The following is a 12,716-nucleotide window of genomic DNA, read 5'->3' on the forward strand; positions in this document are numbered from 1 at the left end:
CTGTCCGTTCGCGGCTACCAGCGAACAGGCTCACCCGGCGCCGCGGGTTCCACGGCCAGCGCATGCAGCCCGGCATCCAGCTCCGGCTTCAGTAACTCATTGATCGCCCTATGGCGTGCCAGGCGCGGCATGCCGGCGAACTTGGCAGAAACGATGCGAATTCTTATATGGGTCTCGCCGGTGCCGGTCATGTCGGGCTGATGGCCGGCATGCAGGTGGCTCTCATTGATGACGGCGAGGCGCTCTGGCGCGAAAGCAACGTTGAGCTTCGCCTCAATGCGAGATTGCAGTGTCGTTTCCATATTCCCGCGTCGACCTCCGCTGCGAAAAAAAGCTCCCACAAAGCCTATAACATTCCTGTTTGTCAATTCTTGTTGTGGGGTATCCAAGGCCCCATAATTAGGACGCCATGAGACTTGATTCAAAATATTTCGATCGCATCCGTACCCGCCGCAAACGCGCGCAGGAGCCCGAGCAAGGCCCGCCGACATGCCAGTGGGACGGCTGTGACAAGCACGGTACGCATCGCGCCCCTGTCGGGCGCAATGCGGAAGGGCAGTTCTTTTTGTTCTGCTTCGAACACGTCAAGGAATACAACAAGGGCTACAACTATTTCTCTGGCCTCTCGGACGGCGAGATCGCACGCTACCAGAAGGAAGCCATCACCGGCCATCGCCCGACCTGGACGGTTGGTGTCAACAAGGCTGCCAAGAACAGCCCGCTGCAATCGGATATTCGTTCCGGCTCCTATTCCCGCGTGCGGGATCCTTTCGGCTTCGTCAAGGAAGGAGAGGGGCAGGGGCGCGGACCGCGCTTCCCGCAGCAGCGCAAGCTGAAAACGCTCGAGGCGAAGGCGTTCGACACGATGGGGCTTGGCGCCACGGCAACGGCGCCGGAAATCAAGCGCCGCTACAAGGAATTGGTGAAAATGCACCATCCGGATGCCAATGGCGGCGACCGCGGTTCCGAGGAGCGCTTTCGCGCGGTCATACAGGCCTATCAATTATTGAAACAGAACGGTTTTTGTTAATTCCTGTCCTTGCTCTCCGCCTTCAATCAGGTATGGTCCAAATCGGCTGAAGCCGCGGGCAACCGCGGCAGGGTGTGCTTTTGGCTGGCTGCACCTCGGCCGACTTTCCGGACGCGGCGTTTCTTGTCCGGGACTCTGTTCAAGGATGCTCGCAAGCGATCATGCAATCGCGCCGAGATTTTGCTTTAGTCCCGGAGAAGTATCGCCGTTGTTCCGACCGAACGGATGCGGGCAAGAAAGCTGCGGCGATTCGGACAAAATGGCTGAGATTGATATGGCAGGGTGAAAGCCACCCGCCCTGGAGACATGATGAGCAAGATCGACCTTGATATTTCCGAGATTCCCGACACCACCGTTTCGGTTCGTGAAGTCTTCGGCATTGATTCCGACATTCGCGTTCCCGCCTATAGCCAGGGCAGTGCCTACGTGCCCGATCTGGATGCGGACTACCTGTTCGACCGCGAGACCACGCTCGCCATCCTCGCCGGCTTTGCCCACAACCGCCGCGTGATGATCTCGGGCTATCACGGCACGGGCAAGTCTTCTCACATCGAGCAGGTTGCTGCGCGCCTCAACTGGCCGTGCGTGCGTATCAACCTCGACAGCCACGTTAGCCGTATCGATCTCGTCGGCAAGGACGCCATCGTCGTCAAGGACGGGCTGCAGGTCACCGAATTCAAGGACGGCATCCTGCCCTGGGCCTACCAGCACAACGTCGCGCTCGTCTTCGACGAATACGATGCCGGCCGTCCGGACGTGATGTTCGTCATTCAGCGCGTGCTGGAATCGTCGGGCCGCCTGACGCTGCTCGACCAGAGCCGCGTTATCCGTCCTCACCCGGCCTTCCGCCTGTTCGCAACCGCCAACACCATCGGTCTCGGCGACACGACCGGCCTCTATCACGGCACGCAGCAGATCAACCAGGCTCAGATGGACCGTTGGTCGATCGTGACGACGCTGAACTATCTGCCGCACAACAACGAAGTCGACATCGTGCTGGCGAAGGTGAAGTCCTTCCGCACCGACAAGGGTCGCGACACCGTCTCCAAGATGGTGCGCGTCGCCGACCTGACGCGCGCGGCCTTCATGAACGGCGACCTGTCGACCGTCATGAGCCCGCGTACCGTCATCACCTGGGCTGAGAATGCGGAGATCTTCGGCGATGTCGCCTTTGCCTTCCGCGTCACCTTCCTCAACAAGTGCGATGAGCTGGAGCGGCCGCTGGTCGCCGAGCACTATCAGCGCGCCTTCGGCGTCGAGCTGAAGGAAAGTGCTGCCAACATCGTGCTTGAAGCATAGGGAAGAGCCGACACATCATGTCAGGTCGCGGAGATAATTCCAGAGCGAAGCCGGGTGCTCCGGTGGACATGGAGCCGTTGCGCCGGGCGATCACTGGCTGTGTGCGCTCGATCGCCGGCGATGCCGAGGTCGAGGTTGCATTCGCCAACGAACGTCCGGGGATGACCGGCGAGCGCATCCGCTTGCCGGAGCTTTCGAAGCGGCCGACGATGCATGAGCTCGCGGTGACCCGCGGGCTTGGCGATTCGATGGCCCTGCGTCTTGCCTGCCACGACGCTCGCGTCCATGCGGTCATGGCGCCGCAGGGCGCCGATGCGCGCGGCATCTTCGATGCCGTCGAGCAGGCACGTGTCGAATCGATCGGTTCGCTGCGCATGAGCGGCGTTGCCGCCAACATCAAGTCGATGAATGCAGAGAAATACGCCAAGGCGAATTTCTCCGGCATCGAGCGGCGCGAGGATGCGCCGATCGGCGAGGCCATGGCGATGATCGTGCGCGAGAAGCTGACCGGCCAGAAGCCACCGGAAAGTGCTGGCAAGGTGCTCGACCTCTGGCGGCCCTTCATTGAGGAAAAGACCGGCGGTCAACTCGAGAACCTGCTTTCGGCAATCAACGACCAGCAGAGCTTTGCCCGTGTCGTCCGCAATATTCTGACCGCCATGGAAATGGCCGAGGAATATGGCGACGAGCAGTCGGAACCCGACAGCGAGGAGCAGCCGAGCGAAGAAGACAAGCCGAACGGCGAAGACCAGGACAACGACGACGCCAAGGAAGACGAAGGCTCTGACGCGGCACCCGCCGAGGATAGCGAAGCTTCCGACGAGCAGATGGAAGATGGCGCAACCGAGGACGGTGGCGAGATCTCCGACGACGATATGAGCGAAGAGGGCGAGGAAGACTCGGAAACGCCGGGCGAGACCCGCCGTCCGAATACGCCTTTCGCCGACTTCAACGAGAAGGTCGACTATCACGTCTATACGGAGGAGTTCGACGAGACCACGACGGCGCAGGAACTGTGCGACGTGGCCGAGCTCGAGCGCCTGCGCGCCTTCCTCGACAAGCAGCTTGCCCATCTGCAGGGGGCTGTCGGACGGCTGGCCAACCGTTTGCAGCGTCGCCTGATGGCGCAGCAGAACCGCTCCTGGGACTTCGATCTGGAAGAGGGTTATCTCGATCCGGCACGTCTGACGCGCCTGATCATCGACCCGATGCAGGCGCTGTCCTTCAAGATGGAGCGCGACACGCAGTTTCGCGATACGGTCGTGACGCTGCTGATCGACAATTCCGGCTCGATGCGCGGACGGCCGATCACGGTTGCTGCCTCCTGCGCCGACATCCTTGCCCGCACACTCGAGCGCTGCGGCGTGAAGGTCGAGATCCTCGGCTTCACCACCAAGGCCTGGAAGGGTGGGCAGGCGCGCGAGAAGTGGCTTGCCAGCGGCAAGCCGCAGACACCGGGTCGCCTGAATGACCTGCGTCACATCATCTACAAATCTGCGGATGAGCCTTATCGCCGGTCGCGCAGCAATCTTGGCCTGATGATGCGGGAAGGCCTGCTTAAGGAGAATATCGACGGCGAGGCGCTGATCTGGGCGCATAACCGCCTGCTCGGTCGCCGCGAGCAGCGCCGCATCCTGATGATGATTTCGGACGGCGCGCCGGTCGACGATTCGACGCTATCGGTCAATCCGGGCAATTATCTGGAACGGCACCTGCGGGCCGTCATCGATCAGATCGAGACGCGTTCCCCTGTGGAGCTGCTGGCGATCGGCATCGGTCACGATGTGACGCGCTACTATCGCCGCGCCGTCACGATCGTCGATGCCGACGAACTTGCAGGCGCCATGACGGAGCAGCTCGCCTCGCTGTTCGAGGACCAGGCAAGCATGCCGCGTTCGCGCATGCGCCGTGCAAGCTGAGCCCGCTTCGGCTTCCTTTCGCATCGGCCTTGAGGCCGATGCCTTTTCTTTTTGGCAATCTACGCTGTAAGGGCTGGCCTGGCACGGTGCGCTGCATCAGCCTGATGGCGATACTGGCACTGCCGCTAGCCGGGTGCGATGCCGCAGACCGAGCCGACGATGGCGGCCCGGCCAATATTCGCGCCAATGTCATCTCGACCTTCAGGCCGGGCTCGCAGCAAACGCAGTTCGGAGCTCTGGAATTTATTGGCGGTCTTGAGCTCAGTTCCGACAATGCGCTTCTGGGTGCCATTTCCGCCATCCGTTTTCGTCCCGATCAGCGGCATTTCGTTTCCGTGCTGGATACCGGCCACTGGCTGACGGGTGCCACAGAGCGCGACGAGAAGGGGCGGTTGAAAGGTATTGCCGAGGCACGCATCATGCCGATGATGGACCGCCACGGCAGCATCGACGCCGGGACGGGGGCGATGGATGCCGAGGGTCTGGCATTGCGCGACGATCATGTCCTCGTGAGTTACGAGCAGTATCATCGCGTCGATATCTATCCCGATCCGGGCTTCGAGATTTCGCCGCCGGACAATAGCCTGCCGATCCCCATTCCAAGGCTGCAGCTTCGTTCCAACCGCAGCCTCGAAGCGCTGATGATCGCGCCGCAGTCCAGTCCGCTTGCCGGAGCCGCCGTCATCATTACGGAAGATAGCCTGGATGAGCAGGGCAATATGGTGGCAGCCATTCTCGACGGCCCGCTGCATGGTCGTTTCACCGTCCGGCACTATGATGGTTTCGACGTCAGCGACGGTGTCTTCCTGCCCGATGGCGATCTGCTGTTGCTGGAGCGCCGCTTCGGGCTGGCGCATGGTCTTGGCGTGCGCATCCGCCGCATTGCCGGCGCGGATATCAAGCCGGACGCGGTGGTGGACGGCAAGGTGATCTTCCAGGCCGATTCCAGGGAGCAGATCGACAATATGGAAGGGATCGACGTCTTCCGCGCGGCTGACGGATCCCTCCATCTCATTCTTATCTCGGACGACAATCACTCGATTTTGCAGCGCAGCCTGATGCTGGAGTTCCGCCTGAGCGACGAAAGCGTCGTCAGCCGGAACTAGAAGTGACGCGGCGCCAATTTTATTCTCTGCGCCGATCTTGCTGCATTGAGGAAATTTTCGTTGTGAGCTAAGCGACCCCATTGCTCCAACAATGGGATTCTTCGACATGTCTGCTCCTGACAAACCTATAGTGCTGGTGCATGGGCTATTTGGCAGCCTGAATGACCCCGAGATCCTGGCAGCTTTCGGCAGTGCCGATGTTCATGCGCCGGACCTTATTGGCTATGGCCGCAACCGCGAGGCGGACACCAGCAGCCTGGTCCTTCTCGATCAAGCCCGCCACATCGCAGATTTCATATCCGGCCTCGGTGCAGGCAAGGTGCATCTGGTCGGACATTCGGTCGGTGGTGCGGTTTCGGTGCTCGTCGCCCAGCATTTTCCCGAGCTCATCGAATCGCTGACGAGCGTCGAAGGCAATTTCACGTTGAAGGATGCGTTCTGGTCGGCGCAGATTGCCGTGAAGCCGAACGAGGAGGTGGCTAGCATCATCTCCGGCTATGGGACCGATCCGGACGCGTGGATCGCCGGTGCAGGCGTGCAGATCAACGAATGGACGTCATCGCTTGCCAGAAGTTGGCTTGCGAATCAGCCGCCCTCAACGATCAAGGCGCAGGCCAAGGCGGTGGTAGCAGCGACGGGAGAAGCGGCTTATCTCGACGCGATCCGCGGCATTTTGCAGTCCGACGTTCCCGTCTATCTGATTGCCGGGCGCCGTTCCGCGGAGGGTTGGGATGTTCCCGATTGGGTCAATGATCTCTGCACGGCGCGGCTCAATATCGCCGATACCGGCCATTTGATGATGGCAGAAAATCCGGCCGCATTCGCAGCCGCCGTTCTGACCTGCCTGTCTTATCGCTGAAGAGTGTTTCGGCGCGTACCGATAGCGATCCGCGCCGAACAATTAACCGCTCAGGCGGCCGGGGCCCGCGACATCGGCTTCAGCGTGTTCATGAGTGCGCCATAGGGCAGCAGCATGACGAGGCCGACGGTCATCTTGACCGAGAAATCGCCGATCGCCCAGGAAATCCAGCGCGGTGCCGAGGTGGGGAAAACGCCGAGGATCGGCGCCCATTCGATCGCGAAGGGATCGTTCGGTCCGAAGAGGACGAAGAAGGGCGCGAAGGCGAAGGAGAAGAAGATTAGCGTATCGAGCATCGAGCCGATGAGCGAGCCGAACAGCGGTGCGCGCCACCAGGCCAGACGGCGAAGGCGGTTGAAAACCGAGATGTCGAGCAGCTGGCCGGCGAGATAGGCCGAACCGGAGGCGATCGCGATGCGCGGCTGTGCGGTATAGAACGACAGCGCGACGCCGACGACGAAGCCGGCAAACACCACCTTGCGCGCGGCCTTCGGGCCGAACTGGCGGTTGGTCAGATCGGTGATGAGGAAGGCGACCGGATAGGTGAAGGCGCCCCAGGTGAGGATATCCGCAAGATTGATACCGGCGAGCGTCGCCTGTAGCGGATACTGCACGAGGATATTGGAAGCGACGACGACCAGCGTCATCAGCAGAACGTAGATAAGGGTGCGACGTGCCGTGAGCATTTTTTTATCCTGGGAGATGCCACCAGTTGAAGGAAACCGGACATGGAAAAAGGCTTGTCCGGAGATGATCCGTGCAAGCCTTTTAGCCGTATGCTATCGCGAAGTGCTAAAGCTTAAGCAGCGACTGCAGCTTCAGCGGACTTCTTGACGATCTGACGACGCAGCAGGCGAGCGCGCATGCTGAGTTCGTTTTCGCTTGCCTTAATGAGGAAAGCGTCCAGACCGCCGCGATGTTCGACCGAGCGAAGCGCTGCTGCGGAAACGCGCAGACGATAGCGCTGGCCGAGAACGTCGGAGATCAGCGTGACCTGGCAGAGGTTCGGCAGGAACCGACGCTTGGTTCTGTTGTTGGCGTGGCTGACATTGTTGCCCACGAGGACGGCCTTGCCGGTCAATTCGCACATGCGGGACATGGTACACCTACTTTTGTTTTTCTAGGCCATCGGATAAACATCCCGGGCAAAGCCCGGCGCGCAATCCAACAGGCCATAATTGGAAAGTTGCGGTTCTATAGTCAGAGCGGCCGGCTGCGTCAAGCTAAACCTTGTGTTTTCCCGCAATTCCGTCAAAAAGCTGCTGTTCTCTGGTGCTCGCAGCAGACGAACATAGTGTCTATATATCTCGCCTGACCCTCGTTGAAGGCCCTGAATCATGGTTCAAATTCGGAAGTGGCTTCTCATTTCAGCTATCGTTGCGTCGATGCCATCGCTGGCATTGGCCGACGTGCTGCGGCATGAAACGCGCTATCGCGTTTCGCTGGCCGGCCTGCCGATCGCCAGAGCGGATTTCAAGACCGAAGTCACCGGCAAGCAGTTTACGATCCGCGGCAACATTACTTCCGCCGGTCTTGCTGACCTCGTCACTTCTATCGATGCCAGGACGGATGTGAGCGGTGTGGTCAACGATAGCAAGCTGCAGGCGACGCATTACACGCTGTACTACAAGAGCGGCAAGAAAGAGCGCACCTACGATGTCGGCTATACCAACGGCAACGTGACGTCGAACACGATCACGCCGGAGCCGAAGCGGCCGGACAGCTGGATCCCTGTTACGGAGGGGGATCTTAAGTCCGTGCTCGATCCGATTTCCGGCATGATCTTTCCGATCACGCCCAGCCTCAATCTCTGCAATCAGACGCTGGCCGTCTTCGATGGCGAGATGCGCCTGGATCTGAAGCTGTCGCCGAAGGGGTCTCATCCCTTCTCGACCGACGGCTTCAAGGGCAAAACGGTTGCCTGCGGCGTGCGCTTCACGCCGAAGAGCGGCTATAAAAGCACGCGCAAGGATTATCTCTATCTTGCCAAGAGCGACAATATGGAGATCTGGTTTGCCAAGGCCGATACCATGAATGTATATGCTCCGGTCTACGTGCGCATACCGACGCAATACGGGACCGTGACGATTACCGCCGTGAAATACGGCAGCTAGACCGACAAACGCTTCGCAGAAGCGCTTTACGCCCCTAGCGTTTAATTTCTCCGCAATTCCGGACGGAAAGCCGCCGAGCACTTTTCCTGGAATTGTTTCAGCGGGCAGAGGGATGCCCGCAGCAACGAGCTGGGGGCAGAGTTGAAGTTTCGTGCGACATTGACGGGCTTTTCGGCCATTCTGATGTGGTCGTTTCTGGCGCTTTTGACGGTGGCATCCGGCAAGATGCAGCCGTTTCAGCTGCTTGCCATCTGCTTTGCCATCGGCAGCATTCCCGGCATCGTCGTGCTACTGTTGCGGCCGGAGCGCCTCCAGCTTCTGCGTCAACCCGCCAAGGTCTGGATAACGGGCATTGCCGGCCTGTTCGGCTATCATTTCCTCTATTTCACGGCGCTGCGCCATGCGCCGGCGGTGGAGGCGGGGCTGATCGCCTATCTCTGGCCGCTTTTGATCGTCGTCGGTTCGGCGTTGCTGCCGGGCGAGCGGCTGCGCTGGTATCATATCGTCGGCGCCTTGATGGGGCTCGCGGGTACGGTTCTGATCGTCGGGCGCAACGGCTTTCATTTCGAAGGCGCCTATGCGGTCGGCTACGGCGCGGCTTTCCTTTGCGCCTTCACCTGGTCCGGCTACTCGCTGATCACGCGCCGTTTCGAGGCCGTTTCCACCGATGTCGTCACCATATTCTGCCTCGTCACGGCTATCCTCTCCTTCTTCTGCCATCTCGGTCTGGAGGAGACCATCTGGCCGGAGAGCGCGGCCCAATGGGTCGCCGTGCTCGGCCTCGGCCTCTTTCCAGTCGGAGCCGCCTTCTACGCCTGGGATTACGGCGTCAAGAATGGGGATATCCAGATTCTCGGCGCAGCAAGCTATGCCGCACCGTTGCTGTCGACGCTGATCCTGACGCTTTTCGGCTTTGCCGAGCCAAGTTGGGGCATTGCGCTTGCCTGCCTGCTGGTGACCGGTGGCGCGGTGCTCGCCGCGCATCGCATGATCCTGCGTCGTGGCCGTGCGGAGCAGGTGCAGGCGGAAGCGGCGGAATAGCTCCGCCGCGATCATTGCCAGTTATTTCTTGAAGACTTTTTCGAGGAAAGCCGCGAGCGACGGCCGCCAGACGTCCATCTCGTGCTGGAGGTCCGGATATTCGTGGTACTCGTGATTGATCTTTTTCTCGTCGAGCGTCGCCTTCAGGCCGGCAACGTCCTTGCCGACGACCTGATCCTTGCTGCCAACGGATACCGTGAAATTGCGCAACGCCTTGTTGATCTTTTCCGGCTCGTTCAGCACGGCGTCTACCGCCTTGTTTGGAACGGTCGTGGTGCTGACGCCGCTGAAGGTCGCGACCCAGCCGAAGGCGTCCAGATGCGTGAGGCCTGAGACGAGGGCCTGGTATCCGCCCTGCGAGAGCCCGGCAACGGCACGGCCGTCAGCCTCGTTTTGCACCCGATAGTGCGTCTTCATGTATGGGATGAGATCGTCGATCAGCTCGCGATCGGCTGCCTCGGCATTGGCCGGATAGAAATTCGCACGACGATCGGCGGCTGGGAAGTTTTCGGCAATCGCGATCGGCACGTCGGTTTCCGTATCCGGTATAACGACGATCATCGGCTCGATCTTCTTCTCGGCGAGGAGATTGTCGAGCATCTGCGGTGCGCGTCCCTGCGCAACCCAGGAGCCGACCGTATCGCCGAAGCCGTGATAGAGGTAGAGCACGGGCAGCGGCTCGGAGGCATCGGTGTAGCCGGGCGGAGTGTAGACATACATCTGCCGCTCCGATTCGAGTGCGTTGGAATGCAGGGTCACCAGCCGTAGATCGCCATGCGGCACGTTGCGGATATCGAGAATGCTGCCGGGCACGAGGATCAGGCTGGTGTTGACCTGCCGCTGCGGCTTTTGCGCGTTGGTTCCCGTGTCGATGCTGCGGAAGCCGTCGATGTTGAAATAATATTCGTAAAGGTCGGGCCTCAATGCCTCGGTCTTCGCGTCCCAGGTGCCATCATCGCCGCGTTGCATGGCGATCGGATCGCGCGAGCCGAGGCCGACGGAGACGGCCTTTGCGCCAGGGGCATAGAGCCGAAAAGTGATCGAGCCGTCTTTTTCGACCGAGGTGACGAAGTTTTTCAGAGGCTTTTCGGCCGGCGGCGACGCCGGCGCATCAAGGGCAAAGACAGGGGCGCTCATGACACAGCCTCCCGCGACGAGCAAAGAAAACAACAATCGCACGAAAAAACCTCCTCCAGATAGATCAATTTTCTCTCTCCCCGTGTGAAGCTGAGACGGTGCGACGTTTTTTCAAGGCTGCCGGTCTGCGTTGTGTGGCCGCATCCCGCGTGATGTCAACGAAAGGCAGGTGAGGTTCAGTCTGAGGCGGGCTTCCAGTCCGGCGGGGCCATTTCGAAGCTCGAAAACTCGAAGCCGGGGGAGACCGTGCAGCCGACGAGCGTGAATTCGCCGAGGCTTTCGGCGGATTGCCACCAGTTGGCTGGAATGATGGCCTGCGGGCGCTCGCCCTTTGCCAGATCGGTGCCGAGAACGAGCCTTTCACTCGCCTTGCCGTCCGCCGAGCGGTGCAAGGCGAGCGGCGCGCCGGCATAGTAGTGCCAGACCTCTGCGGCATCGTGGACCCGGTGCCAGTGCGAGCGCTCGCCGGCCTCAAGCAGATAGTAGATCGCCGTGGAGTGGCCGCGTGCACCGCCATTCTCGTCGCGGAACGTCTGCACGTACCAGCCACCCTCCGGATGCCGCTGCATGGAAAGCGTTTCGATGATCTCTTTCACCTGCATCAGAAATTGTCCTTGCGCTTGCGGATTTCAGCGAAGACCTCGTCGTTGCCACGGCTTTCCATCAGCAGGTGGCGGCGGATTGCGGGATCTGCGGCGCGCAGGAACGGGTTTGTCTCCTTCTCCAGCGCCAGCGTCGTCGGGATGGTGAATTTGCCTTGCGCCCTTAGTGCCTCGATATCGGCAGCGCGCGCTTTCAGCCGCTCATTGTCGGGATCGATCGTCACCGCAAAGCGGGCGTTGGAGAGCGTGTATTCGTGGCCGAAATAAACGGCCGTTTCGTCCGGCAAGACAGCGAGCTTTTGCAGCGAGGCCCACATATCAGCCGGCGTTCGCTCGAACAGGCGGCCGCAGCCTAGCGCAAACAGCGTGTCGGCGGCAAAGAGCAGCTTGTCATCGGCGAAATGATAGCAGACATGACCGGCAGTATGGCCGGGGGTTTCTATGACGTTGACCGTATGGCCGGCGAACTCGAAGCTGTCGCCATCGCCGACGGCGCGATCGAGGCCGGGAATGGCGACGGCTTCATTGATCGGGCCGATGATCTGACAGCCGAATTGCTCTTTCAGCGCGAGATTGCCCTCGACGTGATCGGTGTGGTGGTGGGTCGTCAGGATATGGCTGATGGTCCAGCCGCGACGCTTGGACGCCTTCAGGATCGCATCCGCCTCCGGAGCGTCGATCGATGCCGTCAATCCGGTTTCCGGATCATGGACCAAGACGCCGAAATTGTCGGAACGGCAGATAAATATCTCTAATTCCAATGGCTTCATGATTGAAATCGTCCTCGTCTTTTACGTTGGTAGAGAATGTAAGTCGTTCGGTCTTGAAGTCCAACGCTCGGCTGATAACATTTGTTTCGATGCACGCTGATATTGTCGATCTCCGCCAGTTTTATCATTCCGAGCTTGGTCGCTTGGCGGAGCAGTCGATTGCCATGGCGCTTTCCTCCATTTGGGCGCGCATGCCGGAAGAGCGGCTTGTCGGCCTCGGCTATGCCGTTCCCTATCTCGATCGTTTCCGTGCCGATACCGAGCGCACTTTCGCCTTCATGCCGGCGGGGCAGGGCGCAGTGAACTGGCCGATGGGCTCGGCATCGTCGACGGCGCTGATCTTCGATGAAGAGCTGCCCTTGCCGGACAGCTCGATCGACCGTGTGCTGATGGTGCATTCGCTGGAATTTGCCGAGAGCCCGCGCGAGACGCTGAAGGAGCTTTGGCGCGTGCTGGCGCCCGGCGGGCGGCTTGTCATCGCCGTACCGAACCGCCGCGGCGTCTGGGCGCGCATGGAGCACACGCCGTTCGGTTCCGGCCGGCCCTATTCGCGCGGCCAGCTGACTTCGCTATTGCGGGAAACCAATTTCACGCCGGGTGCGACGGCCGAAGCGCTGTTTTTCCCGCCCTCCAAGCTGCGCACCGTGCTGCGGCTGCGCCGCGCTTTCGAACGGATTGGCCGCGCTCTTTGGCCGGCTTTTTCCGGGGTCATCATCGTCGAGGCGCAGAAGCGGCTCTATCAGGGCCTGCCGGTCGCCGTGCGCGCGTCGCGTCGCGTCTTCGTGCCTGTGTTGGCGCCGCGCGGCATTCCGACGACACGCGACGGCGCCTGATGCGAT

Annotated in this window: 14 protein-coding genes; 8 read left to right on the forward strand and 6 right to left on the reverse strand. The window is 60.7% G+C overall.

Annotation, left to right across the window (positions count from 1 at the left end; genetic code table 11):
* Nucleotides 1-14 precede the first annotated feature (14 nt).
* Nucleotides 15-302 (reverse strand): BolA family protein, encoded by a 288-nt coding sequence (locus QD409_RS09760; protein WP_092853686.1) that lies wholly within the window; start codon nt 300-302, stop codon nt 15-17.
* A gap of 107 nt (nt 303-409) precedes the next feature.
* Here QD409_RS09760 and QD409_RS09765 point away from each other — a divergent pair, with 107 nt between their 5' ends.
* The 5 genes from QD409_RS09765 to QD409_RS09785 all read left to right on the forward strand — a co-directional run bounded on the left by QD409_RS09765 (nt 410) and on the right by QD409_RS09785 (nt 6,213).
* Complete coding sequence (locus QD409_RS09765; RefSeq protein WP_004107729.1) at nt 410-1,030, forward strand: J domain-containing protein; 621 nt, start codon at nt 410-412, stop codon at nt 1,028-1,030.
* Between the two features lie 309 nt (nt 1,031-1,339).
* Complete coding sequence (gene cobS, locus QD409_RS09770) at nt 1,340-2,329, forward strand: cobaltochelatase subunit CobS (RefSeq protein WP_037148877.1); 990 nt, start codon at nt 1,340-1,342, stop codon at nt 2,327-2,329.
* A gap of 17 nt (nt 2,330-2,346) precedes the next feature.
* Complete coding sequence (cobT, locus tag QD409_RS09775) at nt 2,347-4,248, forward strand: cobaltochelatase subunit CobT (RefSeq protein ID WP_430762555.1); 1,902 nt, start codon at nt 2,347-2,349, stop codon at nt 4,246-4,248.
* A gap of 38 nt (nt 4,249-4,286) precedes the next feature.
* Nucleotides 4,287-5,354 carry an esterase-like activity of phytase family protein gene (locus QD409_RS09780; RefSeq protein WP_430762556.1) on the forward strand — a complete coding sequence of 356 codons (1,068 nt, stop codon included), beginning with the start codon at nt 4,287-4,289 and terminating at the stop codon, nt 5,352-5,354.
* A gap of 106 nt (nt 5,355-5,460) precedes the next feature.
* Nucleotides 5,461-6,213: an alpha/beta fold hydrolase gene (locus QD409_RS09785; protein WP_430762557.1), complete on the forward strand. Its 753-nt coding sequence runs from the start codon at nt 5,461-5,463 to the stop codon at nt 6,211-6,213.
* Between the two features lie 50 nt (nt 6,214-6,263).
* Here QD409_RS09785 and QD409_RS09790 read toward each other — a convergent pair whose 3' ends face one another.
* Both QD409_RS09790 and rpmB read right to left on the reverse strand, forming a co-directional pair.
* Nucleotides 6,264-6,899 carry a queuosine precursor transporter gene (locus QD409_RS09790; protein ID WP_430762558.1) on the reverse strand — a complete coding sequence of 212 codons (636 nt, stop codon included), beginning with the start codon at nt 6,897-6,899 and terminating at the stop codon, nt 6,264-6,266.
* 113 nt (nt 6,900-7,012) lie between these two features.
* Nucleotides 7,013-7,312, reverse strand: coding sequence for a 50S ribosomal protein L28 (gene rpmB / locus QD409_RS09795; protein ID WP_092853696.1), 300 nt, complete (start codon nt 7,310-7,312; stop codon nt 7,013-7,015).
* Between the two features lie 238 nt (nt 7,313-7,550).
* Here rpmB and QD409_RS09800 point away from each other — a divergent pair, with 238 nt between their 5' ends.
* Nucleotides 7,551-8,327, forward strand: a complete 777-nt coding sequence (locus QD409_RS09800; RefSeq protein ID WP_430762559.1) for a DUF3108 domain-containing protein — start codon at nt 7,551-7,553, stop codon at nt 8,325-8,327.
* 141 nt (nt 8,328-8,468) lie between these two features.
* Complete coding sequence (gene yddG, locus QD409_RS09805) at nt 8,469-9,368, forward strand: aromatic amino acid exporter YddG (RefSeq protein ID WP_430762560.1); 900 nt, start codon at nt 8,469-8,471, stop codon at nt 9,366-9,368.
* A gap of 21 nt (nt 9,369-9,389) precedes the next feature.
* On the opposite strand, the gene QD409_RS09810 is transcribed toward yddG, so the two are convergent.
* The 3 genes from QD409_RS09810 to gloB form a co-directional block, all read right to left on the reverse strand.
* A complete protein-coding gene (locus tag QD409_RS09810; protein WP_430762561.1) occupies nt 9,390-10,505 on the reverse strand; it encodes an esterase in 1,116 nt (371 codons plus the stop codon).
* 176 nt (nt 10,506-10,681) lie between these two features.
* The gene (locus QD409_RS09815; protein ID WP_430762562.1) at nt 10,682-11,107 is read right to left on the reverse strand and encodes a cupin domain-containing protein; all 426 of its coding nucleotides are present in this window, start codon (nt 11,105-11,107) and stop codon (nt 10,682-10,684) included.
* On the reverse strand, nt 11,107-11,877 hold the full coding sequence (gene gloB, locus QD409_RS09820) for a hydroxyacylglutathione hydrolase (protein ID WP_430762563.1): 771 nt from the start codon (nt 11,875-11,877) through the stop codon (nt 11,107-11,109). The genes QD409_RS09815 and gloB overlap by 1 nt, the downstream gene beginning before the upstream one ends.
* Before the next feature lie 53 nt (nt 11,878-11,930).
* On the opposite strand from gloB, the gene QD409_RS09825 reads away from it, so the two are divergent.
* Nucleotides 11,931-12,710, forward strand: coding sequence for a class I SAM-dependent methyltransferase (locus QD409_RS09825; protein WP_430762564.1), 780 nt, complete (start codon nt 11,931-11,933; stop codon nt 12,708-12,710).
* Nucleotides 12,711-12,716 lie beyond the last annotated feature (6 nt).

It is taken from the genome of Rhizobium sp. BR 315 (assembly GCF_050577975.1).
Taxonomy (GTDB): Bacteria; Pseudomonadota; Alphaproteobacteria; order Rhizobiales; family Rhizobiaceae; genus Rhizobium; species Rhizobium miluonense.

What these genes read in the sequence shown, in the direction of transcription:
- QD409_RS09780 (WP_430762556.1), top strand. Translation starts at nt 4,287, where the DNA reads ATGCCTTTTCTTTTTGGCAATCTACGCTGTAAGGGCTGGCCTGGCACG.
- QD409_RS09760 (WP_092853686.1), bottom strand. Translation starts at nt 302, where the DNA reads ATGGAAACGACACTGCAATCTCGCATTGAGGCGAAGCTCAACGTTGCT.
- cobS (WP_037148877.1), top strand. Translation starts at nt 1,340, where the DNA reads ATGAGCAAGATCGACCTTGATATTTCCGAGATTCCCGACACCACCGTT.
- QD409_RS09815 (WP_430762562.1), bottom strand. Translation starts at nt 11,107, where the DNA reads ATGCAGGTGAAAGAGATCATCGAAACGCTTTCCATGCAGCGGCATCCG.
- gloB (WP_430762563.1), bottom strand. Translation starts at nt 11,877, where the DNA reads ATGAAGCCATTGGAATTAGAGATATTTATCTGCCGTTCCGACAATTTC.
- QD409_RS09800 (WP_430762559.1), top strand. Translation starts at nt 7,551, where the DNA reads ATGGTTCAAATTCGGAAGTGGCTTCTCATTTCAGCTATCGTTGCGTCG.
- cobT (WP_430762555.1), top strand. Translation starts at nt 2,347, where the DNA reads ATGTCAGGTCGCGGAGATAATTCCAGAGCGAAGCCGGGTGCTCCGGTG.
- QD409_RS09790 (WP_430762558.1), bottom strand. Translation starts at nt 6,899, where the DNA reads ATGCTCACGGCACGTCGCACCCTTATCTACGTTCTGCTGATGACGCTG.
- QD409_RS09765 (WP_004107729.1), top strand. Translation starts at nt 410, where the DNA reads ATGAGACTTGATTCAAAATATTTCGATCGCATCCGTACCCGCCGCAAA.
- rpmB (WP_092853696.1), bottom strand. Translation starts at nt 7,312, where the DNA reads ATGTCCCGCATGTGCGAATTGACCGGCAAGGCCGTCCTCGTGGGCAAC.
- QD409_RS09810 (WP_430762561.1), bottom strand. Translation starts at nt 10,505, where the DNA reads ATGAGCGCCCCTGTCTTTGCCCTTGATGCGCCGGCGTCGCCGCCGGCC.
- QD409_RS09785 (WP_430762557.1), top strand. Translation starts at nt 5,461, where the DNA reads ATGTCTGCTCCTGACAAACCTATAGTGCTGGTGCATGGGCTATTTGGC.